This window comes from Algibacter mikhailovii (genome assembly GCF_014651495.1).
Taxonomy (GTDB): domain Bacteria; phylum Bacteroidota; class Bacteroidia; order Flavobacteriales; family Flavobacteriaceae; genus Algibacter_E; species Algibacter_E mikhailovii.
In genome coordinates this window covers 518,974-543,276 of the sequence record NZ_BMWZ01000003.1, presented here as the reverse complement: position 1 = coordinate 543,276, position 24,303 = coordinate 518,974, and the positions used below count along the sequence as shown (strand labels likewise).

General features: G+C 33.9%; 24 protein-coding genes. 17 read left to right on the top strand and 7 right to left on the bottom strand.

Annotated features, from left to right (window positions below):
- Positions 1 to 9: 9 nt before the first annotated feature.
- Positions 10 to 822, bottom strand: a complete 813-nt coding sequence (locus IE051_RS08525) for a hypothetical protein (RefSeq protein WP_229796757.1) — start codon at positions 820 to 822, stop codon at positions 10 to 12.
- Between the two features lie 130 nt (positions 823 to 952).
- On the opposite strand from IE051_RS08525, the gene IE051_RS08520 reads away from it, so the two are divergent.
- From IE051_RS08520 to IE051_RS08470, 11 genes are all read left to right on the top strand, one after another.
- Positions 953 to 1,816 (top strand): acyl-CoA thioesterase, encoded by an 864-nt coding sequence (locus tag IE051_RS08520; RefSeq protein ID WP_189360354.1) that lies wholly within the window; start codon positions 953 to 955, stop codon positions 1,814 to 1,816.
- 4 nt (positions 1,817 to 1,820) lie between these two features.
- Positions 1,821 to 2,507 (top strand): glycerophosphodiester phosphodiesterase, encoded by a 687-nt coding sequence (locus IE051_RS08515; protein WP_189360353.1) that lies wholly within the window; start codon positions 1,821 to 1,823, stop codon positions 2,505 to 2,507.
- Positions 2,504 to 3,715, top strand: coding sequence for a BaiN/RdsA family NAD(P)/FAD-dependent oxidoreductase (locus tag IE051_RS08510; protein ID WP_189360352.1), 1,212 nt, complete (start codon positions 2,504 to 2,506; stop codon positions 3,713 to 3,715). The genes IE051_RS08515 and IE051_RS08510 overlap by 4 nt, the downstream gene beginning before the upstream one ends.
- Positions 3,716 to 4,252, top strand: coding sequence for a DUF1697 domain-containing protein (locus IE051_RS08505; protein ID WP_189360351.1), 537 nt, complete (start codon positions 3,716 to 3,718; stop codon positions 4,250 to 4,252).
- Positions 4,253 to 4,255: 3 nt separating this feature from the next.
- Entirely contained in the window at positions 4,256 to 5,335 is a 1,080-nt protein-coding gene (locus IE051_RS08500; protein ID WP_189360350.1) for a diphosphomevalonate decarboxylase, read from the top strand.
- 29 nt (positions 5,336 to 5,364) lie between these two features.
- On the top strand, positions 5,365 to 6,294 hold the full coding sequence (locus IE051_RS08495) for a mevalonate kinase family protein (RefSeq protein WP_189360349.1): 930 nt from the start codon (positions 5,365 to 5,367) through the stop codon (positions 6,292 to 6,294).
- 57 nt (positions 6,295 to 6,351) lie between these two features.
- Positions 6,352 to 7,254 (top strand): geranylgeranylglycerol-phosphate geranylgeranyltransferase, encoded by a 903-nt coding sequence (locus tag IE051_RS08490; RefSeq protein WP_189360348.1) that lies wholly within the window; start codon positions 6,352 to 6,354, stop codon positions 7,252 to 7,254.
- A 1-nt stretch (position 7,255) separates the two neighbouring features.
- Positions 7,256 to 8,218: a carbon-nitrogen hydrolase family protein gene (locus tag IE051_RS08485; protein WP_189360347.1), complete on the top strand. Its 963-nt coding sequence runs from the start codon at positions 7,256 to 7,258 to the stop codon at positions 8,216 to 8,218.
- Positions 8,219 to 8,272: 54 nt separating this feature from the next.
- Positions 8,273 to 9,115, top strand: a complete 843-nt coding sequence (locus tag IE051_RS08480; RefSeq protein ID WP_189360346.1) for a pseudouridine synthase — start codon at positions 8,273 to 8,275, stop codon at positions 9,113 to 9,115.
- A 350-nt stretch (positions 9,116 to 9,465) separates the two neighbouring features.
- Positions 9,466 to 9,774, top strand: coding sequence for a hypothetical protein (locus IE051_RS08475; RefSeq protein ID WP_189360345.1), 309 nt, complete (start codon positions 9,466 to 9,468; stop codon positions 9,772 to 9,774).
- A gap of 323 nt (positions 9,775 to 10,097) precedes the next feature.
- Positions 10,098 to 10,463, top strand: a complete 366-nt coding sequence (locus tag IE051_RS08470) for a hypothetical protein (RefSeq protein WP_189360344.1) — start codon at positions 10,098 to 10,100, stop codon at positions 10,461 to 10,463.
- A 23-nt stretch (positions 10,464 to 10,486) separates the two neighbouring features.
- Here the strand turns inward: IE051_RS08470 and IE051_RS08465 are convergent, their stop codons facing one another.
- Complete coding sequence (locus IE051_RS08465) at positions 10,487 to 11,884, bottom strand: MptA/MptB family glycosyltransferase (protein ID WP_189360343.1); 1,398 nt, start codon at positions 11,882 to 11,884, stop codon at positions 10,487 to 10,489.
- Positions 11,885 to 12,032: 148 nt separating this feature from the next.
- Here IE051_RS08465 and IE051_RS08460 point away from each other — a divergent pair, with 148 nt between their 5' ends.
- From IE051_RS08460 to IE051_RS08445, 4 genes are all read left to right on the top strand, one after another.
- On the top strand, positions 12,033 to 13,904 hold the full coding sequence (locus IE051_RS08460) for a DUF3604 domain-containing protein (RefSeq protein ID WP_189360342.1): 1,872 nt from the start codon (positions 12,033 to 12,035) through the stop codon (positions 13,902 to 13,904).
- 260 nt (positions 13,905 to 14,164) lie between these two features.
- Entirely contained in the window at positions 14,165 to 14,800 is a 636-nt protein-coding gene (locus tag IE051_RS08455) for a hypothetical protein (RefSeq protein ID WP_189360341.1), read from the top strand.
- A 2-nt stretch (positions 14,801 to 14,802) separates the two neighbouring features.
- Positions 14,803 to 15,681: a peptidylprolyl isomerase gene (locus tag IE051_RS08450; RefSeq protein ID WP_189360340.1), complete on the top strand. Its 879-nt coding sequence runs from the start codon at positions 14,803 to 14,805 to the stop codon at positions 15,679 to 15,681.
- A 3-nt stretch (positions 15,682 to 15,684) separates the two neighbouring features.
- Positions 15,685 to 16,665, top strand: a complete 981-nt coding sequence (locus IE051_RS08445) for a HupE/UreJ family protein (protein ID WP_189360339.1) — start codon at positions 15,685 to 15,687, stop codon at positions 16,663 to 16,665.
- Between the two features lie 164 nt (positions 16,666 to 16,829).
- Here the strand turns inward: IE051_RS08445 and IE051_RS08440 are convergent, their stop codons facing one another.
- The 5 genes from IE051_RS08440 to IE051_RS08420 are packed head-to-tail and all read right to left on the bottom strand — an operon-like array spanning position 16,830 to position 22,393.
- Complete coding sequence (locus IE051_RS08440) at positions 16,830 to 18,320, bottom strand: cellulose synthase family protein (RefSeq protein ID WP_189360338.1); 1,491 nt, start codon at positions 18,318 to 18,320, stop codon at positions 16,830 to 16,832.
- Positions 18,317 to 19,009: a glycosyltransferase family 2 protein gene (locus tag IE051_RS08435; protein WP_189360337.1), complete on the bottom strand. Its 693-nt coding sequence runs from the start codon at positions 19,007 to 19,009 to the stop codon at positions 18,317 to 18,319. The genes IE051_RS08440 and IE051_RS08435 overlap by 4 nt, the downstream gene beginning before the upstream one ends.
- Positions 19,006 to 19,488, bottom strand: a complete 483-nt coding sequence (locus IE051_RS08430) for a toxin-antitoxin system YwqK family antitoxin (RefSeq protein ID WP_189360336.1) — start codon at positions 19,486 to 19,488, stop codon at positions 19,006 to 19,008. Before IE051_RS08430 ends, IE051_RS08435 begins: the two co-directional genes overlap by 4 nt.
- 5 nt (positions 19,489 to 19,493) lie before the next feature.
- Complete coding sequence (locus IE051_RS08425) at positions 19,494 to 21,083, bottom strand: 4Fe-4S binding protein (protein ID WP_189360335.1); 1,590 nt, start codon at positions 21,081 to 21,083, stop codon at positions 19,494 to 19,496.
- Positions 21,084 to 21,085: 2 nt separating this feature from the next.
- Positions 21,086 to 22,393 (bottom strand): NAD(P)/FAD-dependent oxidoreductase, encoded by a 1,308-nt coding sequence (locus tag IE051_RS08420; protein WP_189360334.1) that lies wholly within the window; start codon positions 22,391 to 22,393, stop codon positions 21,086 to 21,088.
- Between the two features lie 215 nt (positions 22,394 to 22,608).
- Here IE051_RS08420 and IE051_RS08415 point away from each other — a divergent pair, with 215 nt between their 5' ends.
- Together IE051_RS08415 and IE051_RS08410 are read left to right on the top strand one after the other, a co-directional pair.
- A complete protein-coding gene (locus IE051_RS08415) occupies positions 22,609 to 23,319 on the top strand; it encodes a DUF547 domain-containing protein (RefSeq protein WP_189360333.1) in 711 nt (236 codons plus the stop codon).
- A gap of 30 nt (positions 23,320 to 23,349) precedes the next feature.
- Positions 23,350 to 24,279, top strand: coding sequence for a hypothetical protein (locus IE051_RS08410; protein ID WP_189360332.1), 930 nt, complete (start codon positions 23,350 to 23,352; stop codon positions 24,277 to 24,279).
- The last annotated feature ends 24 nt before the right edge of the window (positions 24,280 to 24,303 follow it).

The window sequence follows — 24,303 nt, the reverse complement described above, 5'->3', positions numbered from 1 at the left end:
GTATCAAATTCAATCCTTGAATTGATAGGAATAGATATAGCTAACATTGGCTTTATTTCGTTCGTCAGAAATGTATACCGTATGTTCATCCTTAAAGCAGATGCCCTCTTTCTGAGAGCTATGATTAAAATCGTGTTTTTCAATATCACCTTCAAAAAAGTTTTCAGATAAAAAATTGGTGATTTTCCATAATTTATCATGGTTTAATAAGACAATTGTTTTTTTGTTCGGACTTATAGCTGCTGCAGTAACTTTTGTGGATTTACCATCCAGTTTAAATTTAGTTATCAATTCGGCTTTGTGTGATCCGATTTTATTAGGAACTTTTAGTAAGAGGCTTGTTTTGTGGTTTTTACTGAAAATATAAAAGTTGTTATTAAGTAAAAAGAAGCTTTCATAATCCTCAGATTTTACATCCTTAGGTGTTGTGAAATGGATTTTTTTAGCCGTAGTTTTATTGGTTGTTAAGGTGTCTATGTTGACTTTATAGATGGTAAATTTTTCTCTTTTTTTAGCATTGTTTCCAAAATCTCCAATATAAATGTTGGCAGAGTTATCTGAGGTTAAGTCTTCCCAATCAATGTTTTTTGAGTTGGTAATTTTAATTTTCTTCTTGACTTTACCTTTATTATTTAAGCCATATAAATAATTTTTGTTCCCTGCATCTTCTATAGTCCATAGCAAATTAGACCCTTGTACAATTTCTAATGCCGAGGATTCATCTACCTCATTATCTATTTCTGCAATAACATTTAAGTCTCCTGTATTACAAGATAATAGCAGTAATAATAAAATGAATATGGATTTCATTGTAAAAGTCATAGATAGTCTGTTTATCTTTGTTACTAGAAGATTATGTCTTGATTAAGCGAATTAAAATTTGAAGTTATAAAAATTTTATACAAAACTTCATATTATTTCGATGATTCATTTACAAAAGAAAGAATAATATATGACCACGGTTAATGATTTATTAAATCTTTTAATACTTGAAAAAGTAGATGATTGTAAGTTTAATGGAGTTAGTGAAACCGTTGGTAGTCCCGTTGTATTTGGTGGTCAGGTCTTAGCTCAAGCTGTTAATGCAGCAAGTAGGACAATTACAAACCAGCGGGTCTTACATTCATTGCATGCCTATTTTTTAGAAGCAGGAAATCTTAATACATCAATAACCTATACGGTTAATAAAGTTAGAGATGGTGGTAGTTTTTCTGTGAGAAGGGTTACTGCAATTCAAAATGAGGTGCCTATATTTATTTTAGCCGCATCATTTCATAAAGCAGAAGAGGGATATGATCATCAAATAGAAATGAAGTCTAACTTAAAACAACCCGAGGATTTATTGAGTTGGACAGATATGTTGAAGAAATGGGGTGATATTCTACCTAAAGACCTCAAGGCGTTTTTTGAAATTAATCGCCCAATAGAGTTTAAACCTACAGAAATTGTGAATCCTTTTGATCGGAAAAATTTACCACCATATAGTGATGTTTGGTTTAAATTAAAAGGAGATATAAACGGTTTGAATTTGTCAAAAAAACAGCAGGTGCTTACCTATATATCAGATTATAATCTTTTGATTTCGGCATTAAATCCGCATGCTAAAATAGCAGACTGGACCAATACGCTAACGGCGAGCCTTGATCATTCGATGTGGTTTTTTAGAGAATTTGATTTCTCAGACTGGTTATTGTTTTCTATGGAGTCTCCCAGTGCTTCAAGAGCAAGAGGTTTTGCACGAGGAAATATTTTTACCCGCGATGGTAAATTAATTGCCTCGGTAGCACAGGAAGGATTAATGCGTCCATTAAATTAAGAATATGAGTAACAACATTTTAAAAATTGGCCATAGAGGAGCTAAGGGTCATATCACAGAAAACACAATTGAGTCAATTAAGAAGGCCATGGCTTTAAAAGTTGATGGTGTAGAAATAGATGTACACCGTTGCGCCTCTGGCGAGCTTGTGGCTTTTCATGATTTTACCGTTGATAGAATTACAGATGGAACGGGGGAGGTTGCTAAACATCCGCTAAGGTCTCTGAAAAATTTAAAAACTAAAGGCACTTATAAAATTCCAACCTTAGCTGAGGTTTTAATTTTTATAGATAATAAGTGTTTATTAAACATAGATTTAAAGGGGCAAGATACAGCCAAAGAAGCTGCTCGTATTATTACATTCTATGCAGAAAAGAAGGGGTGGGACTATGATAATATTTTGGTATCTAGTTTTCAAGAAGAATTATTAGAAACAGTACATAAAATAAATGATAAAATTCCGTTAGGAGTAATAACAGATAATAATCTAGAAAAAGCCTTGTCTCTTGCTAAACGCATTAATGCGGTATCCATTCATTTGGATTATACAATGCTTACTGAGGAGGTTGTTGAGGAGTTAAAGGAAGATTTTAAAGTGTTTGCTTTTACCGTAAATAATTTAAATCCTTTAGCGCGTATAAAATCTTATGGCGTTGATGCTATAATTTCTGATTATCCAGATAGAATATGATCCAAAAGGACGTCATCATTATTGGTGGTGGAGCAGCCGGTTTTTTTGCAGCCATAAATATTGCGGAAAAGAATCCGGATTTAAAAGTAGCTATTCTTGAGCGCGGAAAAGAAGGCTTAACCAAAGTAAAGGTGTCTGGTGGCGGAAGGTGTAATGTTACTCATGCTGAATTTATTCCATCAGAACTTATTCAAAATTACCCACGAGGACAAAAAGAATTACGCGGACCTTTTCATCAGTTTATGACTGGAGATACCATTGAATGGTTTGAAAAGCGTGGGGTACCCTTGAAAATTGAAGAAGATGGTAGAATGTTTCCTGTTTCAAATTCGTCTCAAACAATTATAGATTGTTTTTTAAGTGAGGCCGACCAACACGGTGTTGAAGTATTATATAATCATTCTGTAAAAGCCATTGAAAATCAAGGCGGTATTTTTCAAATAGAAACGTCTCAATGTCAGTTTTTGTCAAAAAAAGTTTTGATAGCTACAGGTAGTAACCCCAAAATATGGCAGCTTTTAGAAAATTTAGGGCACACAGTTTCTGCACCAGTGCCCTCCTTGTTTACCTTCAATATAGAAGACGAGCGTCTAAAAAATATCCCTGGAGTTGTAGCGCAAGATGTTGAGGTTAACGTGTTGAATTCTAATTTGTGTAGTGAAGGCCCTCTGCTTATAACGCATTGGGGGTTGAGCGCACCATCAATATTAAAATTGTCTGCTTTTGGTGCATTAGAGTTTGCTAAAAGAGATTATAAGTTCCAAATAGAAATAAACTTTATCAAACAAAGTTTTGAAGATAGCTTCAATACTTTAAAAGTAAGAAAACAAGATTTAGCAAAAAAAACAGTCTTTAAATCTACACAGTTTGATTTGCCCAAACGCCTTTGGCACAAATTGGTTTTAGCTTCATCAATAAAAGAAGAAACACGTTGGGCCGATTTGAATAAGGAACAATTGGAATCTTTGTCTGGCCAGTTAACCCAAGCCATTTTTAATGTAAATGGAAAAAGTACGTTTAAAGAAGAGTTTGTAACAGCTGGTGGTGTAAACCTCAAGGAGGTTAATTTTAAAACATTTGAAAGTAAATATATTAAGAATCTATATTTTGCTGGGGAGGTTTTAAATATAGATGCCGTTACAGGCGGTTTTAATTTCCAAAATGCATGGACTGGAGCTTATATAGCCGCTCAAAATATTTCAAAATAGATGATAACATATATAGGGTTCTTAAGAGGTATTAATGTAGGTGGGCAAAAGAAAATGCCCATGGCAGAGCTTAGGGCATTACTGTCAAAAATAGGACTGCAAAATGTTCAAACGTACATTCAAAGTGGTAATATTATTTTTCAGTCTGATAATAACAGTGCTGAAAATCTTTCATTAAACATCCATACGAGTATTAAGGATCACTTTGGTTTCGAAGTCCCTGTTTTGCTCAAAACGCCTAAGGAACTTCAACAAATTTTTAATGATTGTCCATTCACGGAAGAAAAAAAGGTAAGCAGTTATTTTATGTTGTTATATGAGGCTCCGGATAGAGAAATGGTTAATCAGGTTTTGAAAATTTCGTACCCCAATGAAGCATTTAATATAACAAATGATTGCATCTACTTTTATTGCGCAACGGGGTACGGCAAAGCCAAAATGAGTAATAATTTTTTTGAAAGAAAATTGAGAGTAACAGCTACTGCGAGAAATTACAAAACCATGGTAAAGTTGTTATCTTTGTCAACTGATATTTAATACATGATAGTACAAGATTTTATTCCACAACCATATTCTAAAAGTATTGCAAAAGGAAGCTTTACATGGTCATCACCAAGTAACATTGCATTAGTGAAATATTGGGGTAAGAAACAAGATCAGATTCCTGAAAACCCCTCTATAAGTTTTACGCTCAATAATTGTAAAACAACCACTACTGTGCATTTTTCAAAAAAGGAAAATGATGTAGATTATTCTTTTGAGGTTTTTTTAGATGGAGAAAAGAAAGACGATTTCAAACCGAAAATAAAAACTTTTTTTAAGCGAGTAGAAGCTTATTTGCCATTTTTAAAAGATTACCACTTTAAAATTGAAACCGAAAACACCTTTCCACATAGCTCTGGTATAGCGTCTTCGGCTTCAGGGATGAGTGCATTAGCTTTGTGTTTAATGAGTATTGAAAAAGAGTTGATAGAAAGTGTTTCTGAAGAAAATTTTATTCAGAAAGCATCGTTTTTAGCACGATTAGGTTCTGGAAGTGCCTGTAGAAGTTTAGAAGGCGACTTAGTGGTTTGGGGCAAACATGATAAAATTAAAGGGAGCTCAGATTTATTCGGGGTAAAATATCCCTATGAAGTGCACCAAGATTTTGAAAATTATCAGGATACTATTTTATTAGTAGATAAAGGAGAGAAGCAGGTGAGTAGTACTGTTGGGCATAATTTAATGCATGGACATCCTTTTGCGGTAGAGCGTTTTAAGCAGGCTAATAAAAATCTTTCAGAAATGATTGCCATTTTAAAAGAGGGTAACTTGGATGGATTTATTGCTCTAGTGGAAAGTGAGGCTTTAACGCTACACAGTATGATGATGACCAGCATGCCATACTTTATTTTAATGAAACCAAACACCTTAGAGATTATTAATAAAATATGGGCTTATCGGAAATCCTCTGACTCTAAAGTTTGTTTTACCTTAGATGCTGGGGCTAATGTGCATGTGCTTTATCCTGCCCGAGAAAAGGATGCTGTTTTAGAATTCATTAAGGATGAATTAGTTGCATATTGCCAAAATGGGCAGTATATTAACGATATAATTGGATTTGGAGCGAAACAGTCGTAAATTTGCAGAACCAAATTAAAAGCTGTTTTATGAAAGGACCTCTTTTTTACTCTAAAATTTTACTCTTTGGTGAGTATGGAATTATTAAGGATTCTAAAGGCTTATCTATTCCATATAGTTTTTATAATGGCGCTTTAAAGAAAGATGCCCACCCCTCTGAGGAAGCTATAAATTCAAATAAAAGTTTAAAACGTTTTGCTGCTCATATTCAGAATATTGATGAAAACATTGCGCGATTTGATTACGCGCGGTTACTTGAAGATGTAAATTCAGGAATGTATTTTGATTCTTCTATTCCACAAGGATATGGTGTAGGAAGTAGCGGTGCATTAGTAGCAGCGCTATATGATAAGTATGCTTTTGATAAAATTACGGTTCTTGAAAATTTAACCCGCGAGAAACTATTAAAGTTAAAAACCATATTTGCAGCCATGGAATCTTTTTTTCATGGAAAATCTTCAGGTTTAGATCCATTAAATAGCTATTTGAGTATTCCAATTCTGATAAATTCTAAAGATAATATTGAAGCTACTGGAATTCCTGCCCAAGAAATTGAAGGCAAGGGCGCTGTGTTTTTAATTGATAGTGGTATTATAGGTGAAACAGCACCTATGGTAAGTATATTTATGGAAAAAATGAAGCAAGAAGGTTTCCGGAATATGCTAAAAACTCAGTTTATTAAGCATACTGATGCTTGCGTGGACGATTTCTTGCAAGGCAATGTTAAGTCATTGTTTAAAAACACCAAGCAACTATCAAAGGTTGTTTTGAATAATTTTAAACCTATGATTCCAAAGCAATTTCATGACCTTTGGAGTAAAGGTATTGAAACCAATGAATATTACTTAAAGCTTTGTGGGTCTGGCGGTGGCGGCTATATTCTTGGGTTTACTGAGGATATTCAAAAAGCAAAACAAGCACTTTCAGATTATAAATTAGAAGTGGTTTATAGCTTCTAAACGTCTTATACTGTCCTCTTTAACATAGTTAAGGGAAGGTATCAAATATTTTATTAGATGTTATCTAGAAAACAGAAACATATATTACTTAAATTTTTTAGTATGTTTTCTGTAGTGAGAGGCTATAATATTCTCATCATTACAATAGCACAATATTTAACCGCTATATATATTCTAGCTTATGATTTGCCTTTAAGGGCTGTATTGTTAGATTTGAATTTGTTTCTTTTGGTGTTGGCCTCGGCGGCAACTATTGCTGGAGGGTATATTATTAACAACTTTTACGACTCGGAAAAGGATTTAATAAACAGACCAATTAAGTCCAGATTGGATAGATTGGTAAGTCAGAATACCAAGCTTTCTTTTTATTTTGTTTTGAATTTTATCGCTGTTATACTGGCAAGCTATGTCTCGTTTAGGGCGGTTGTTTTCTTCTCTATTTACATTTTCGGAATTTGGTTTTACTCCCATAAATTAAAGAGATTACCCTTTATCGGTAATTTAACTTCTGCTATTCTTACAATCACGCCGTTTTTCGCTATCTTCATGTATTACAAGAATTTTGAAACAGTCATTTTTGTACATGCTATTTTCTTGTTTTTAATGATTTCAATGCGCGAATTGACTAAAGATTTAGAGAATATTAGGGGAGATATTGCGCAGGGGTATGTTACTATTCCTGTGGCTTACGGTGAAAGAACATCAAAAATAATGTTAACAGCTTTAGCTGTTTTAACTTTAGTTCCCGCATATTTGCTGCTCTTTTATTTTGAAATTGGGCATATGTATTTCTTTTTCTATTTGAGCCTGTTTTTATTAGCTGTTTTTCTGTTTTTGTTATGGATGTCTAAAACAAAAATACACTACTTGATACTGCATAATATCTTAAAGTTTATAATTCTTGCAGGTGTTTTTAGTATTTTATTAATTGATGTTAGTGTTATTTTAAATCGTATCTAAAATGCAAAATTTATTAAAAGTAGCTTTAGCTCAAATTTCACCGGTTTGGTTGAATAAAGTTGAAACACTTAACAAGGTCAAGCAATCAATTATTGAGGGCTCAAAGGAATCGTGTGAATTGATTGTGTTTGGTGAAGGTCTGGTTCCTGGGTATCCTTTTTGGCTTTCTTTAACCGGTGGTGCTGAATGGAATAAGGCTATAAATAAAGAATTGCATGCGCATTACGTTAGAAATGCCATTACTATTGAAAATGGTGATTTAGATAGTATATGTGAATTAGCAAAGCAAAATAGTATTGCAATCTATTTAGGTGTTATAGAGCGGCCTATTGACCGCGGCGGACATAGTGTTTATGCTTCTTTAGTTTATATCAATGAAATGGGGCTTGTCAAATCTGTACATAGGAAGTTACAACCTACGTATGATGAGCGCTTAACATGGTCTCCAGGTGACGGTAATGGTTTAAAGGTACATGCGCTTAAAGATTTCACGGTTGGTGGCTTAAATTGTTGGGAAAATTGGATGCCCTTACCTAGGGCTGCACTTTACGGGCTAGGTGAAAATTTACATATTGGAGTTTGGCCAGGAAGTGATCATAATACTAAAGATATTACACGTTTTATAGCAAGGGAATCTAGAAGTTATGTAATATCTGTGTCCTGTTTAATGACAAAAGAAGACTTTCCTAAGGACACGCCTTACTTTGATGAGTTATATAAAAATGCACCTGAAGTACTCGCTAATGGAGGTAGTTGCATTGCAGGGCCAGACGGAGAATGGATTGTAGAGCCTGTTATAGATAAGGCTGGATTGATTATTCACACTATTGATTTTAATCGGGTTTACGAAGAGCGTCAAAACTTTGACCCTGTAGGGCATTATTCAAGGCCAGATGTTACGAAGTTACATGTCAATACAGAGCGACAGTCTACTGTTGAATTTATGGATAAGAACAAATCGTAATTCTTAAACAGTATATCATAATTTTAAATTTATCTTTGCACAAAATTATAAGTAATGAACAAACATAAAGGGGGTAAAGGAAAAGGGAAGCCAACAGGATTTGGTAGTGGAAGTAAGCGTTTCGTAAAAAATGCAAAAGGAAATACACCTACCAATAAAAATAATTCAGCGCCTAAGAAATCAGGAAATCCTGATGAAATAAGACTGAATAAGTTTATTGCTAATTCAGGGATCTGCTCGCGTCGTGAAGCGGATGAACATATAGCTATTGGATTGGTTACTGTTAATGGGAAAGTCATTACCGAAATGGGATATAAAGTAAAATTAACTGATGAGGTAAGATATGATGGGGCCAGTATAAGACCAGAACAGAAAGCGTATGTGTTGCTTAATAAGCCTAAAGGTTTTGCAACGACTACAAGTGAAGGTAAGGGCAGAACCGTTATGGATTTAGTGGCTAACGCTACGTCATCGCGTATAAAACCTATTGGTCGTTTGGGGAGAAATTCCAAAGGGTTATTGTTATTTACTAATGATGACAGCGTGTCAAATAAATTTACAAATTCTAAAAATGGGGTGCCGCGTTTATTTCATATTGAGTTGGATAAAAACTTAAAACTAGAAGATTTAAAAAAGATTCAAGGCGGCTTTAAAGTAGAAGGTAAGTTAGTAGAAGTAGAGGAAATAAGCTATATAGACGGGGCTTCAAAAAAGGAAATTGGTTTAAAAATTAAAAACACAGGCAATACGATTATAAGAACCATTTTTGAATACTTTAAATATGATATTTTGAGCCTAGACTGTGTTGCCATTGGACACTTAACCAAGAAAGATATTCCTCGTGGGCACTGGAAACATTTAACAGAGCAAGAATTAAACACTTTAAAAATGCTTTAAACGGTTTTAAGATTTATTTCTTAAATCGGTCTGTGGTCTTAAGGCTGGTGTGCCTTTTGAGACCAGGATTTATTAATACTCATGGAGTAAAACAATACTGATTAGTTTTTCTTTCAATTCCATAATTGACGTATACTTCGTACCTCTTTCTTTTAAGAGTGCCCTAATTTGCGGTATAATTAGCATTAAATTTTAATTGTTTTAACATAAAGTTAAATATTGTCGGTCTTCTTTGTTGATTGAGTATATTGACATTAAAGGGTTGGTATGTAGATTGTTAGTGTTAATTATTTTTATTTTTTTTGTATCTTATAGCTGTGTCAATTCTTAGTATTTTAATCTTTTGAATTATGAAAAATAAAAACAATAATTTAAAACATGTCATAGTTGATTTTAGAAAGTTGACTCCAGAAATTTTGGATTTATTAGTTAAACGGTATCCAGATGGCTATGATGAAAGTCAGATTATAACGTTTAGAAATCATCACGATGAAATCATTGAAGCTGTAGAGGTTACTACCTTAGATACCATGTATTTGGTTAAGGTAAGTTCAAAACTGGCATTGACTATGAAGAACTATGATGTGGAAAGTTTTGATAGTTTAAATGAAGATATTAATCAGGAAATAAATCCAGAAAACCCTGAAAATAATAATTGATAATATTTATATCTCATATGCACTGTTTTTAAGTTCTACGGAAACGGTTATTACGTTGTATGAATTAAATAACGAGGGACTATAAATTGAGTCATATTTTGGAATCCACTTGGTAATAGACTTGCAAGATTGAGTCCCAAAGGGTTAACCTGAATAATTTGTAAGCAGGTATTTCGTCTTTTTTTTAACGGTCTAGTTTTTTTTTACCTGATTTATTTTTAATCTGTATATTTAGATATTCAAATATTCGTAACCCAAGTAATGACAGGTTTTGAATATTACCCAATGAAAACATACTATGAATTAATTTAAACGTCAATGACATGAACAAAAAGAAACTATTTATAATCGGTGTATTAGGACTATCACTTTTAACCTTTTCAAGTTTTAAAGTTAAGGAACACGTAGATTCAGTTAGTAAGTCTGTTAAATATCAGAATGGATTAATTGTATATGCCACTTATATCGGGATGAAAGACGATGGGTATGCTTTTGAGAAAAAAGCTAAAAATGGAGCTATTGTATCCTTCACATTTCATCATATTGAACCGGCAGCTCTTAAAAAATATGATCTTAAATCAGACGCATTAAAAGGCAGTCTTTTTAAAATCACTTTTAATAAAGATGATAACTTTACAGAGGATACTCAGGATGACAAACATACCATCACAGATTTAGAAAAAAGTTAGAAATATATCTTAAAAGTATAAAATTAAGCTTCCAATTTGGAAGCTTTTTTTATGAACACTTCCCATATAAATACTGCATAGACTATAATATATTCTAGGGCAATAATCCATAAGTTTTCAGACTTGTCAGCTTTGTTTAAATTGATATATGCCAAGTAGCTCAATATTATGACAAAACTCCATACTAAAGGGTATTTATATTTTGTGAATACTGACAAGATTAGCAAGGTAGCTATGTACCACGGATGGATGGTAGTCGCAGTGAAGAAATATATCGATAATGCCATTAACATTGCAGTAATGAGCTGCTTCATGCTTAGGTTTTTTCTAAAGAACGTCAGACTTAAAATAAATAGGATAACTAAGACAGGAGTGATTTTTCCAATGATGGCTATTTCGTTGTATCCTCTAAATAAGTAGCCAATGCTTCGTGCCACGTAATACAAGCTAGCATTAAATTCAAATTTTTGAAACCATAGTGCCACGGTTTTTGAATAATTTGTTATCAATTCGGCGGAATAAAACGGCAAAAAGAGTAGGATAACGGTAGTTAAAACTATGGCATAAAACCCAATGAGCCTTGCTAGCTTAGTAGTATTAGTATCATTGATGTTATTGTCGTTATCCTGTTTTGTAAACCATTGAAAAAATAGAGGTAAAAAAATTAACGGAATGAGCTTTACTGAAATGGATGCTGCCATGGCTATTCCAGCCCATTTCCATTGGTTGTTATACAGTAAATACAAACTCAAAATCAAAAAGAAAATCATAACACCTTCAAAATGAAGGTTGCCTGTAAGTTCTATAATAATGAAGGGGTTGAGTATGTACCAAAATATATTGTGGGTAGGGATATCAAGTTTATTTAAAAGCTTTTTTCCAAAGTATAATGTTCCAAAATCAGCCGCAATAATGATGAGGCGAATAACAACCACAGATCCCAAAATACTTTTGCTTGAAAATAAAGCTGCAATTAAAAAGCAAAGCTGATTTATTGGCGGATAATTAGAAAAGTGACTCGCATTTAATGCACCCATCCCTTGCCTGAGTTCTAATGCTTCGGCAACCGGGTATTGTCCTGAAGTTATAAAAGATTCAACCGTGTAGAGAAATGGGTTTATTTCGGCTAAAATCATGCGCCCATCCCATATAAAACGATAAAAATCTTGCGAAAGATTTGGTATGGCTAGAACGAAAATGGCTCTAAAAATAAATGCTAAATATGTTAATACAACTACGTTAGTTTTAAAGGTTGATAAGAGTTTGTAAAAAAGTAAAAATAGTACAGTGTAAAGCCCGACTAATTTAAAATAGTCTACTCTAATTAAATCATAGGCAAATACCCAATAGGCTATTAAACTGGAAAGAATTAGAAGTGTGGCCGTTTTGTTTTGTTTAATAAAATTAGGCATAAAAAGCATGAAGTATTACCGTTTTATTTGTTGCTCAAAGGAGCTAATACTTACAAAGTAAAAGCTTATATCTGTAATAAATTTCAACGAATTTGAGGTGTTTAGGATAGCTTTTTTTTGTAAATTACAACTTAAAATATTTTTTACAACTTTTATTATGAAAAAACTATCCTTTCTATTGTTATTCTTCGTTTTTATGGCGTGTAAAAATGATAAGGCAACAAGCACTAAATCAGTGGTTAATGAATCAGATTTAAGTACAGAGGCAGCGCCTAGTAGTGACACGAATCCAACGCAAGTATTTTGGGGAGATACCCATTTACATACAGATTTATCTATGGATGCAGGTGCATTTGGAAATCGTATTGGGATGGACGAAGCCTATAGATTTGCCCGAGGCGAAGAAGTGGTGTCTTCAACAGGGTTAAAAACTAAGTTAGATAGGCCTCTGGATTTTTTAGTTATTGCAGATCACTCTGATGGAATGGGATTATTTCCAGCTATCGTTAATAAAGAGGAGTGGGCGGTAAAATTGGACGAGTATCCGAGATGGAGAAAGCTTTATGATGAAGGAAAGAATAGTGAAATGGCATTAGATATTATTTTTAATTTTAGTCAGGGGAATTTTTCATTTAAAACAAATGACCCCAATATTATGAAACCGGTTTGGGAGGATATTGTGGCTAAGGCTGAAGAGTATAACGAGCCTGGTAAATTTACAGCCTTTATTGGTTATGAATGGACTTCCCTAATTAAAGGAAATAACCTACATAGAAATGTGATCTACAGGGATAATGGAGATAAAGCCATAACGCAATTGCCGTATACCAATGAAGATAGTTCTGATCCTGAAAAATTATGGGAGAATTTAGCTTCTTATGAGGAGCGTACTGGTGGGAAAGTATTGGCTATTCCGCATAATGGAAACCTATCTAATGGTATGATGTTTATGGAAGAAACTATTTCTGGAAAGGAGTTTGATGAGGCTTATTTGAAAAAAAGAGCGAAATGGGAACCTTTGTATGAAGTTACTCAAATAAAAGGTGATGGTGAAGCACATCCATTTTTATCACCAAATGATGAGTTTGCTGATTATGAAAACTGGGACTTTGGTAATTTGGATTTGAGTACTTTAAAAAGTGATGATATGTTGGAGCATGAGTATGCCAGATCAGCATTGAAAATAGGATTAAAATATAAGGCTTCGATGGGTACTAATCCTTATAAATTTGGTATGATAGGAAGTACTGATTCGCATACTTCTTTGGCTACAGCAGATGATGATAACTTTTTTGGAAAAGCATCTAATGTTGAACCTTCAAAAGAACGTTGGGATCATCCTTTTGTGAAAGCAGAAAAAGCTACGATATATACATGGCAAACAGTGGCATCAGGATATGCTGCTGTATGGGCGCAAGAGAATACTAGAGCCTCTATTTGGGATGCCATGGAAAGAAAAGAAACTTATGGTACTACTGGTTCAAGAATGCAAATTCGTTTTTTTGGTGGTTGGGATTATGAGGATAATGATTTGGCCAATTTAGTTGAGGCCGGTTATGAAAAAGGAGTTCCTATGGGCGGTGATTTAAACAATGCTGGATCAAAATCACCAACATTTATGGTGCACACCCTAATGGATCCAATTAGTGGAAGTTTAGATAGAATTCAAATTGTAAAAGGTTGGTCAAATACCGATGGAACTTTAGAAGAAAAAGTCTATGACGTTGTTTGGAGTGGCGATAGAATAGTCGATGCCAATGGTAAAGTGCCTTCTATTGGAAATAGTGTTAATTTGGAAGATGCTACTTGGGATAATTCAATTGGTGCTACTGAGTTGAAAGCTGTCTGGGTTGATCCAGATTTTGATCCTGCTTTAGAGGCCTTTTATTATGTACGAGTATTAGAAATTCCAACCCCACGTTGGACTTTATATGACAAGTTAAGGTATGGTGCTGAATTAAGTAAAGAGGTGCCATTAACGCAAACCGAAAGAGGATATACGTCACCAATCTGGTATTCACCCAAATAAAATAGACTATTAGCAGATTTGCCTAATAAGAAGCGCTTTAAGAAGAATCAAGGAATTGAATCTTCTTAAAGTGTTTTTTATAATGCTCCGGAAGTTTAAAATGTTTACCAAAAAAGATAGGGTAAGAGCCATGCTTAAAGACGTGCTAAAAGTTGTTAATCCACAATAAATTTGGCCCGTGGTAAATCTTATTAAGACCTTCAAGGTTTAAATAGTAGTATTAATTAATATATATTTACGTTTATATTGTTTTAATATTCATGATTCAGAAAAATCACGCTGGAAAAATTATAGCCATTATAAGTGTCTTATCGCTGGCCTATGCCGTTTTGCGATATCATATTTTGGGCAATGTACCGTGGAAAGATTTTCCTTTTTATATTCTCAATAAAGGGTTTTCTCTTGCCGGGTTTATTCTTATTACTTTCAATTTTAGTATTGGGCCACTTAATAATTTAGGGGTAAAAGTATCTGAAGGCTGGATGAATTCTAGGCAAGCTTTAGGAATGACTGGATTTTTATTTGTACTCATTCATGCCTTAATGAGTTTTATGATTTTTAAACCTGAAATTTTTGCTAGATTCTTTGAGGAAAACGGGAGTCTCACGTTGTATGCTGGTTTAAGCATGCTAGGTGGTATTATATCTTTTGTTATACTTTGGGCTTATAATTTGGCGTTTAAAACAAATTTAAGGGATGATAAGGTCTTTATTGAAGCTATAACGTCCCGTAGGTTTTTATTACTAGCCATGCTGTTTTCATTGTTACATTTGTTTTTCATGGGTTTCAGGGGGTGGTTAAACCCGTCTGAATGGGGCGGTTTACCTCCTATTAGTTTGGTGGCATTTACAATTTTTACTATGGGTTATATTATAAATTTGATTGGTCGAAAATAATTATGAAGAAAATACTTAGAGAGCCTTTTTTACATTTTATATGTATAGGATTTGGTTTGTTTATTTTATACGGTTTAGTGAATCAAAAGGAAGATTCAAAAAACACTATTGTTATCAATGATTTTGACGTTAGTAACCTTATCTCTACTTGGGAAATGCAATGGAAAAGGCAACCAACAGAGCAAGAGCTGAAAAAGTTAATTAATTTAAATGTTAAACAAGAAGTCTTTTATCAAGAGGCTTTGAAGATGAATTTAGATCATAATGATGAAATCATTAAAAGAAGACTGGCTCAAAAAATGCAATTTTTGTCAAACGATATTGCTTCTATCATGAAGCCAACAGACGAAGATTTAAATGAATATTTGAAAGAACATCAAGATAAATATTTAACACCTTATACATACTCCTTTTATCAAATCATATTTAGTCCAGATAATAGAGAAAACCATCAAAAAGATGCTTTAGATGTCTTAAAGCAGTTTTCAAATGCTACAATTGATGAAATGAAATCTAGAGGCGATGACTTACCATTTGCCTACCATTTTAGAACTATAAATGCGACTGAGGTAGCTCTTAAATTTGGGGGGAGGTTTCCAGAAATGCTCGTGAATCAAGAGCTTAATAAATGGGTAGGTCCTGTAACTTCTGGTTTTGGAGAGCATTTGGTTTATATTACAGAACGCATAGAACCAAGGCTTCCAGAATTAGCGGATATTAAAAAGGCCGTTAAAAGAGATTTTGAATATGATTACCAGAAGGAACTTGATGAAAATATATATCAAGAATTAAAGAAGCAATATGATATTCAAATTGATATAAAATCTGAAGATTTTGACCCAAAGTTTGTAGATTATTTACAGGAAGAAATAAACCAGTAGATTATGAAAAAGCTCCTAACCTTGCTGTTTATTGTTTTCACTTTTCATGGGTGGTCACATGAAATTCGACCTGCATTTTTGCAAATAGTGCAAACCAATGAGTCTAGCTATAATGTGTTCTGGAAAGTACCTAGTATGGGTGATGGCGTACCAAAAATAACTCCTGTTTTTGCACCTTTCATCCAGATGGAAGTGTTGAATGCGCCCAATCAAATTCCAGGGTCTGTTATTTATAGTTATAAGTTGTCGTCAGATGAACTTCTTCAAGGTAGCATATTAAGGATTAATGGACTCAATAGAACTCTTATTGATGTGTTAGTTAATATTAGTTATTTGAATGGTGAGAAAGTGACCTTTATGCTTCAGCCAGATAAAGATTCTGAGGTTATACCGGGGCAGTACTCAACTTCAGAGGTTATAAAAACCTATACCATATTGGGCGTAGAGCATATTCTTTTGGGGATTGATCATCTCTTGTTTGTTCTTGCGCTAATTCTAATAACCAAGGGGAAATGGAAGATTATAAAGACCGTTACAGCTTTTACTATAGCACATAGTATTACATTAAGTATGGCTGCTTTAGGTTACGTAGATTTTCCAGCACCGCCAGTAGAGGCAGTGATTGCCTTAAGTATTGTTTTTCTTGCTATTGAAATATTAAAAGTTTTAAATGGCAAGCAGACACTTACGAGTAAGCAGCCATGGCTAGTAGCTTTTACATTTGGCCTATTACATGGTTTTGGTTTTGCTGGTGCATTATCAAGTATAGGCTTGCCTCAACTTGATATTCCAATAGCGCTGGCCTTTTTTAATATTGGCGTTGAGCTAGGGCAATTAGCTTTTGTCCTTGTAGTATTAGCAGTAATTTGGTTATTGGGTAAAACTAAAATCAATTGGTCAACATGGAGTAAAAAAGTGCCTCCTTATGTAATAGGTGGGATGGCTTCTTTTTGGTTGATTGAACGGGTGTCAGGATTTTTTTGATCTAATTTTTCCGCTGAAATTATGCAGCTCTAAAATGAAAACTCCGTAATGAATATCGCAGGCTTTTATATGTCATGGCGATGACATTAAGATTAGTCATCCACTAGTTTAATGAAAGAAGTACTTCTATTGATATGCGCTGCCAAATTATGCGTGTAAAGCAATTAAACCTTTGAAGCCAAAGATTTAAAAAAGACATACCCAAAACCAATGCATAGCATTAAATGAAAAGGAAATAATCCAAAGTCTCCACCTTGATTGCCAACTACAAATGCACTATACAGTCCAAAAGCAAAATAAAGCATGAGCAATCCTTCAAAAACAACATGCACAGAAACAGTCTTTTTCATGTATTTGTTATTTTTCCAGTTGTCTTTGTATTTGCTGATATTAAATTTGGGTGTTCGTACAAATTCACTCTTTTTTCCTAAATGACCTTCTAAAACAGCGATTGAATTATGCAATGAAAATCCCATGGCAATAGAGAAAAAGACAAAAAACATGCCTATATATCTAAAGAAATTTTTAAAACCACCACCATAAATATTTTTGAACATAAACCAGTAGCAGATAAAAAAGATGATTGTACTCATTACAAAAAAGCTCATGACATAAAAGTATGGTCTTAAATGCGCATATTCATTTTTTATATATAACATAGGGATACTTAAAACACCCACTATTAGCACGTTTAAGAACATGGTACTATTAAGTAAATGTAATACACCATGTACTTTAGTTTTTGGAGAAATATTATCACTGCTGATGACTCTGCCTAACATTTTCCTGAAGTTCTCAGCGCCACCTTTATTCCATCTAAATTGCTGTGAACGTGCTGCACTAATAACAATAGGGAGTTCAGCAGGTGTCTCTACGTCTTCAAGATATTTAAATTTCCAGTTTTTTAATTGAGCGCGGTAACTTAAGTCTAAGTCTTCTGTAAGTGTGTCGCCTTCCCAGTTACCAGAATCAATGATACATGCTTTACGCCATAATCCTGCAGTGCCATTAAAGTTTATAAAATGACCCTTGCTATTTCTTCCTGTCTGCTCTAAAGTAAAATGGGCATCTAAGGCAAAGGCCTGAATTCTTGTTAGAATGGAATAATTTCTATTAATATGTCCCCAACGTGTTTGTACAACACCAATAGCCTCATCTTTAAAATAAGGGACAGTGCGTTTCAGCCAGTCTGATTGGGGTAGGAAATCAGAATCAAATATAGCAATGATCTCTCCTTTTGCTACTTCTAAGCCTTCTTTTAAAGCACCAGCTTTAAAACCTTTTCTATCTGTTCTAGTTATCTGTTTAATATCTAAACCTGTGGCTTGAAGCTTTTCAATATGTAAACGCGTGCTTTCTACGGTCTCATCTGTAGAGTCATCTAGAACCTGTATTTCAAGTTTATTTTTAGGGTATTCTATAAGCGCAATGTTATCCAAAAGACGCTCCATAACATACATTTCGTTATAAACTGGAAGCTGAATTGTAATGTATGGCACTTCGTCTGGATTTGACAAGTCCAACTTAGGACAGTGGTCTTCAGTTTTTTTAGATGAAAGGTAGTTGAAAAGCAAATTTAATTGTGCCAATGCATATAAGAAAATAAGCACCAGCGATATGCTATAAATAACTATTATGGATGTTTCTAGAATCATTTCTTAACGCTATATTTTAAAATCCATCCTAGGATTTTTGCGCCTGCAAATATAGCGCCTTTTATTGTACCTGACACCTTAGATACGCCAATTCTGTTTCTATAGTTTACAGGCACTTCAATATAGTTATAATTATGCCTTAATACTTTCAACTGCATTTCAACGGTCCAACCATAGGTTTTGTCTTCCATATTAAGGGCTAACAACTTATCATATTTAATGGCTCTAAAAGGTCCTAGGTCTGTGAAATTACCCTTAAATAATAATTTCATTAAGCTAGTGGCAAGCCAATTTCCAAATATCTGAGGTATTGTCATAGAGCCTTTTTCGCGCTTTTCCTTTACTCTTGCTCCAATTACAAAATCCAAATTGTCATTTATAATGGGTGCAACAATTTGAGTTAATTCCTCCGGATAATCACTATAGTCTCCATCAAGGAAAACTATAATGTCAGGTTTCTCTATTTGATTGGAAACATAGTCCATTCCTTTTAAGCATGCATAGCCATAGCCTTTATTTGTCTCCTGCAATACCGTTGCCCCCGCAGCTTTTGCGTTTCCTTCTGTGGCATCGGTAGAATTATTGCTAACTACAATAACTTCATCTACCGTTTTGGGAATAGCATGGATAACGTGTGCTATTGAATCTGCTTCATTAAAGGCAGGAATAATGACTTTGATTTTTATCATTGAAGGTCGCTTAAGCTATTTTCTTTTTTAAAAGATGCAAAGGTAGTCCATTCATTTATTTTTTTTCCCGCTTTATATTTCGAGGCTGCAATTAACTTTTCATTATCATACATCAAACAATACCCATTTTTTTTATTGTTCTTTAGTTGGCATTTATGGTTAACTTTTTCCATGTTATCATAAAATAGCCACCAATCAGTTTTTTTACCGTTTTCAAAATGTCCTTCCATTTTAAGGTTGCCATTCTTAGCATAGAATCTCCAGTATTTGCTGGCTACTCCGGATGTGAAATGCCCTTCTTTTTTTATGTTTCCATTTGGATAATAAAAGTGCCAGTAGTCCACTTTTTGATTTTTATCAAGCCAACCTTCAGAAGTTAAACGATTATTACTATCATAGTTTTTCTGATAGGTTTTTTGTGCATAAGTAGTTAGATTAAAACCGGTTATTAGAACTACTAAAATAATTGCGTGGTTCACAAAGATTATTTTTTATTTACTAAATCCATTAAATTAACATCGTTTCCTAGTAAAATTTCAGTTGGATTAATTCGACCATCCATACTATCATTTTCTAATTTTAAAACGCCTCTGGGGCATACCGCCGAGCATATGCCACAACCCACACAACTTGAGCGTACAATGTTTTCGCCTTTTTGTGCATAAGCCCGTACATCAATACCCATTTCACAAGAGTTTGAGCAGTTTCCACAGGAAATGCATTGTCCGCCATTAGTGGTGATTCTAAACTTTGAAAACAAACGTTGTTGAAAGCCTAATATAGCGGCCATAGGGCAACCAAATCGACACCAAGCTCTACTGCCTAGAATAGGATAAAAACCAGTGCCTATAACTCCTGAAAAAATAGAGCCAATATATAATCCATAGGCGGATCTTAGCGTTCCAGATTTCATATAAAACAATTGATCTGTGGTACCTGTGAAATGCATAAGTAGCAATAAGGCAATGGTTGCAAAGAAACCTATTGCACCGTATTTAGCATCATTACCTAACTCATGACGTTTAAAAACCATAACACCAACAAATATTAGTGTTAAGAAAGCAATTACTAAACTAATAAAAACACTTCTTGTTAGCCAAAAGTTGTTTTTGTCATAGCCTAAATAGGTATATATCATGGCAGTGGTCATAACCACCGAAAAGACCAAAACAGTGTGAATTAGCCAGCGCTCTAATTTCCAAGCCGACATTTTTTTTGAGGACAATTGTCTAAAAGAATCACCTGCTGTTTCAGCTAGACCGCCACACCCGCAAACCCAGGAACAATACCAGCGTTTGCCAAATTTATATGTTAAAATAGGGGTGATAACAAAAATGGATAGTATGCCAAAAACTATTAAAGCTAGACCAATATTGCCATTAGATAAAAATCCTTTGACTGACCATTCATCAAAAATATAATAGTTTAGCGGCCAAACACTTTTTAAATCATAATAGGGTAGGTCATTGTTCATGACATACATGAATTCAGGAATTAAAAAAGCAAAGCCTAGCTGAAAAAACATGACAGAAATAGTCCTTATCTGCTGGTATCTATTATGGCGATATTTAAGAATAAATTTATACCCAAAAGCTAATATAGCCACGGTATAGAGGGTGCCATATACAAACCATTGACTTGCGGGTCTTCCACTTAACAATTTACTAAGAGGGTCAAATAAAGCTATTAGACCTTTATTTTCTGCACCATCGGTACCCAAGCCCAAGTAGTTCGGGAAGAAATATAAAATAATATAAAATGTAGTGAGTATAACGCCAACTATCCAGCCCCATAGTCCTCTTGATGAAATTGATTTAAACCAAACACCATCATTTTTTATACCTTCTAATTTTGTGAGGTAGGCATCTCTGGAGTATACAATGGTTCCTGCCGAAATAAGACCTAATGCCAGGGCTAAAAACAATCCTTGACTTGGAAAATTAGTGTTAAAAAGCGCTAGAATCATTATGAATAAACCAATAATTCCAGCTGAAAGTGCTATTTTTTGGGTCGTTGAAATATCTACTGCATCAGGCTTAGCAATGGACATACTATGATTTATCTTATTACTCATGACTATGCAGTTTGAAATTGGTTATTGTAAGCATTTAATATTTCGGTTTCATAATGGCTATAAAATTCCGGATCAAAATTGGCCTCAGCTAAATGATTAATAACATAGGATACATCTCTTTTTTCTGACAACCAATGGTCAAAAGTTTCATGACGCATTCGTATGCCGAAGGTATTTATGCCAAGAAACTTTTTAGTGTCTTTATGGTAGGCAACAGTGATGCATTTTGTGTCATCATCATGCTTCCAATGAAATTGTGATTCATAATCTGGTTTCCCTTTTGCGGCATGTACCCAGCCATAAGTTTGATATTCAATATCAAGAAATTTTGCTGAGTTAAACCAATGGCCTGGATTGTACGCTGTTTTGTTATTACAGATGGTATGGGCTAAAGTTTCTCCCATCATTCTACCCGTATACCAAACAGCTTCAATTGGTCGTCGCTGTCCAATAGGTTCATGTTGTTCAGCGCAATCACCAATAGCGTAGATGTTTGTAATGTTTGTTTCTAAAAATCTATTGACTTTTACCCCTCTTCCTATTTCAATACCTGATGTTTTAATGAAGTCTATATTTGGAGAAACTCCGGCCGTAAGCCCAACCACATCACACATGATTTCTTCTCCAGTTTCTTGAATAATAATTGATTTAACCTTACCATTTTTGTCAGAAGTGATTTCCTTTAAGTTCGTACCTAGTCGTAAATCAATATGATGGTTTTTTATATGTCTATTAATCATTTGACTTTCTGCATTTGGCAAAACACCATTCCAAAAGCTATCTTCACGCACTAAAAATGTAACCGGTATATTCCTAGAATTTAACATTTCTGCTAACTCGATACCAATTAAACCGCCACCTACAATTACAGCACGCTTACAGACTTTATTATTGGGCGCATAATGTTCAAGATTTTCTAAATCTTGTTTGTGATACATGCCCATTACCCCGTCTAAGTCTTGTCCGGGCCAGCCAAATTTGTTAGGCTTACTGCCGGTGGCAATAATGAGTTTGTTATAAGGTATGGTTTCTCCACCGTCTAAATACAAAGCATTATTAGTGGAATCAATAGATCTCACATAAGCCTTTTTGAGTTCAATTCGATTTTTTTTCCAAAACCAGTTTTCATAGGGTTGTGTATGTTCAAACTTCATATGCCCCATATAAACGTACATAAGCGCAGTACGGGAAAAAAAGTAATCTGTTTCAGCAGAAACGATTGTAATTCTTTTGTTAGACAATTTTCTAATGTGCCGAGCTGCGGTAACACCAGAAATACCGTTACCTATAATTACGATGTGTTCTTCCATGTTTTGGTTGTTGAATACTATTAGGTCGTAGCTAAAGGTAATAACTTAAATGTAGATTTTTAATTTAGAACAAGTTTAAATTGAATGAATGGTGTAAGGAACCTATTAAATTTTAGACGGGAAAAAACTTATTTTTTTTTGAAAGTTTGTTGCTAAGGGATAGACTTAGCTATCAGAAAAAAAGAACTTTAATTATAAAACAACTGGAAAAACAGATGAAAAATATATGTCTCACTCTTTTGATTTTTGGATCACTCTCAATGAAAGCTCAAGATTTAAATGCTTTTTTTACTGAAGCGGATACGTTTTTTAAAGCGCATGTTACCAATGGTAAAGTTGCTTATTCTAACATTAATAAGGAGCAATCTCAATTAAATGAATTGATGGGTAAAGCAAAGCTTATTTCAGTCTCAAAAGAAGCGGCTAATGATTATCAGGCATTCTGGATTAATGCTTATAATCTGTCGGTTATAAAAGGGATAATAGATAATTATCCAACAAATTCACCGCTGGACATTGCTGGTTTTTTTGATAAAACAACTTATGCCTTAGGAGGAAAAGAGATAACCTTGAATGATATAGAGCATAAATTACTAAGAGGGCAATTTAGTGATGCCCGTTTTCATTTTGTTTTGGTTTGTGGCGCTGTAGGTTGTCCGCCACTTATAAGCAAAGCGTATTTACCTAAAGATTTAAACGAACAATTAAATACACAAACAAAGCTTGCTTTAAATGGAGATTTTTTGAGGGTAAACATGAAAAAGAAACGTGTTGAGGTTTCTCAAATTATGGAATGGTATAAAGAAGATTTTACCATGAAAGGTAAAACTGAAATAGATTTTATTAATGAATACCGAACAGATAAAATTCCAAATAATTTCAAACTAAAATACTTTCCTTATGATTGGAAAGTGAACAAGCAATAGCGAACGCCAACAAATCAAAAATAAAATCAGATGAAAAGATTAATTACCGTGCTAGTGTTGATAGTAGCATCAATTGCAGTGCATGCTCAAGAAGCACCAGAAGTACAAAAGAGTAACATTCAAACCTATACACCTTCTAAGCTCTTGAAAAAAGGGCAATGGGATATCAAATTTTTTAATGGTCTATATACTGAAACAGAAAGAACCGATTCTGGAAGTTCTTCAGTGCCTATAGAACGACAATCGTTTTTCACTAATACTACTGAAGTGTATACGGGAATAAGTGAAAACTCTAGAATAAATATTGGGTTTGTATTTCAAATACGATCTAATACCTTTAATGGAGCTAATACATTGGATGTATTTAAATTTGAAAATGATTTGGTGAATTCAAGAAGTGGGTTTACTACTTTGGCGCCATCAATTAGAGTACAGCCCTTTAGAAGCATTCCTACATTTTCGTTTACTTCATCGGTATATTTTCCTCTGTTTAAGGATGAGGCTTTTCCGGGGGAGAATAACGATCCAGCTTACTTAGACAAGCGCAGTGTATTTTGGGAAACAAAGTTCTTTTTTGATAAAACATTTGGTGGTAATAAATGGCAAATTTTTACCGAAGCAGATTTCGGTTTTAATTTTGGAGAAAAATCTGCAGATGCCGATTTTAATACCTCTAATGTGAATGAAAGGTTCGCGAATAATAGTTTATTTCTGCCTTTAAGTGCTTTTTTAAGTTATTTTCCATCATCAAAGTCTACTGTTTTTGTTAATGCGCAACAGGCCTTTTTGATAGATTTAGGAAATAATTTTGAGCAAAACTATACGCAGCTTGGTTTAGGAGGGAAATATCAAATTACCCAAGTTTTAAATATTGAATTATCTTATAATAAATTTGTGAGAGGAAATAATTTTCAAGGTCTCGGTGAGACATTTAGTTTGGGATTACGGGCCTTATTTTGATGATAAGTAGTATCTTATAAATTG

Bases quoted from the DNA above. Each gene is read 5' to 3' on its own strand.
- IE051_RS08440 (WP_189360338.1), bottom strand. From the start codon at position 18,320: ATGATTCTAGAAACATCCATAATAGTTATTTATAGCATATCGCTGGTG.
- IE051_RS08455 (WP_189360341.1), top strand. From the start codon at position 14,165: ATGATTCAGAAAAATCACGCTGGAAAAATTATAGCCATTATAAGTGTC.
- IE051_RS08485 (WP_189360347.1), top strand. From the start codon at position 7,256: ATGCAAAATTTATTAAAAGTAGCTTTAGCTCAAATTTCACCGGTTTGG.
- IE051_RS08525 (WP_229796757.1), bottom strand. From the start codon at position 822: ATGACTTTTACAATGAAATCCATATTCATTTTATTATTACTGCTATTA.
- IE051_RS08435 (WP_189360337.1), bottom strand. From the start codon at position 19,009: ATGATAAAAATCAAAGTCATTATTCCTGCCTTTAATGAAGCAGATTCA.
- IE051_RS08495 (WP_189360349.1), top strand. From the start codon at position 5,365: ATGAAAGGACCTCTTTTTTACTCTAAAATTTTACTCTTTGGTGAGTAT.
- IE051_RS08510 (WP_189360352.1), top strand. From the start codon at position 2,504: ATGATCCAAAAGGACGTCATCATTATTGGTGGTGGAGCAGCCGGTTTT.
- IE051_RS08410 (WP_189360332.1), top strand. From the start codon at position 23,350: ATGAAAAGATTAATTACCGTGCTAGTGTTGATAGTAGCATCAATTGCA.
- IE051_RS08460 (WP_189360342.1), top strand. From the start codon at position 12,033: ATGAAAAAACTATCCTTTCTATTGTTATTCTTCGTTTTTATGGCGTGT.
- IE051_RS08475 (WP_189360345.1), top strand. From the start codon at position 9,466: ATGAAAAATAAAAACAATAATTTAAAACATGTCATAGTTGATTTTAGA.
- IE051_RS08425 (WP_189360335.1), bottom strand. From the start codon at position 21,083: ATGAGTAATAAGATAAATCATAGTATGTCCATTGCTAAGCCTGATGCA.
- IE051_RS08500 (WP_189360350.1), top strand. From the start codon at position 4,256: ATGATAGTACAAGATTTTATTCCACAACCATATTCTAAAAGTATTGCA.
- IE051_RS08470 (WP_189360344.1), top strand. From the start codon at position 10,098: ATGAACAAAAAGAAACTATTTATAATCGGTGTATTAGGACTATCACTT.
- IE051_RS08490 (WP_189360348.1), top strand. From the start codon at position 6,352: ATGTTATCTAGAAAACAGAAACATATATTACTTAAATTTTTTAGTATG.
- IE051_RS08480 (WP_189360346.1), top strand. From the start codon at position 8,273: ATGAACAAACATAAAGGGGGTAAAGGAAAAGGGAAGCCAACAGGATTT.
- IE051_RS08420 (WP_189360334.1), bottom strand. From the start codon at position 22,393: ATGGAAGAACACATCGTAATTATAGGTAACGGTATTTCTGGTGTTACC.
- IE051_RS08520 (WP_189360354.1), top strand. From the start codon at position 953: ATGACCACGGTTAATGATTTATTAAATCTTTTAATACTTGAAAAAGTA.
- IE051_RS08505 (WP_189360351.1), top strand. From the start codon at position 3,716: ATGATAACATATATAGGGTTCTTAAGAGGTATTAATGTAGGTGGGCAA.
- IE051_RS08515 (WP_189360353.1), top strand. From the start codon at position 1,821: ATGAGTAACAACATTTTAAAAATTGGCCATAGAGGAGCTAAGGGTCAT.
- IE051_RS08450 (WP_189360340.1), top strand. From the start codon at position 14,803: ATGAAGAAAATACTTAGAGAGCCTTTTTTACATTTTATATGTATAGGA.
- IE051_RS08465 (WP_189360343.1), bottom strand. From the start codon at position 11,884: ATGCTTTTTATGCCTAATTTTATTAAACAAAACAAAACGGCCACACTT.
- IE051_RS08415 (WP_189360333.1), top strand. From the start codon at position 22,609: ATGAAAAATATATGTCTCACTCTTTTGATTTTTGGATCACTCTCAATG.
- IE051_RS08445 (WP_189360339.1), top strand. From the start codon at position 15,685: ATGAAAAAGCTCCTAACCTTGCTGTTTATTGTTTTCACTTTTCATGGG.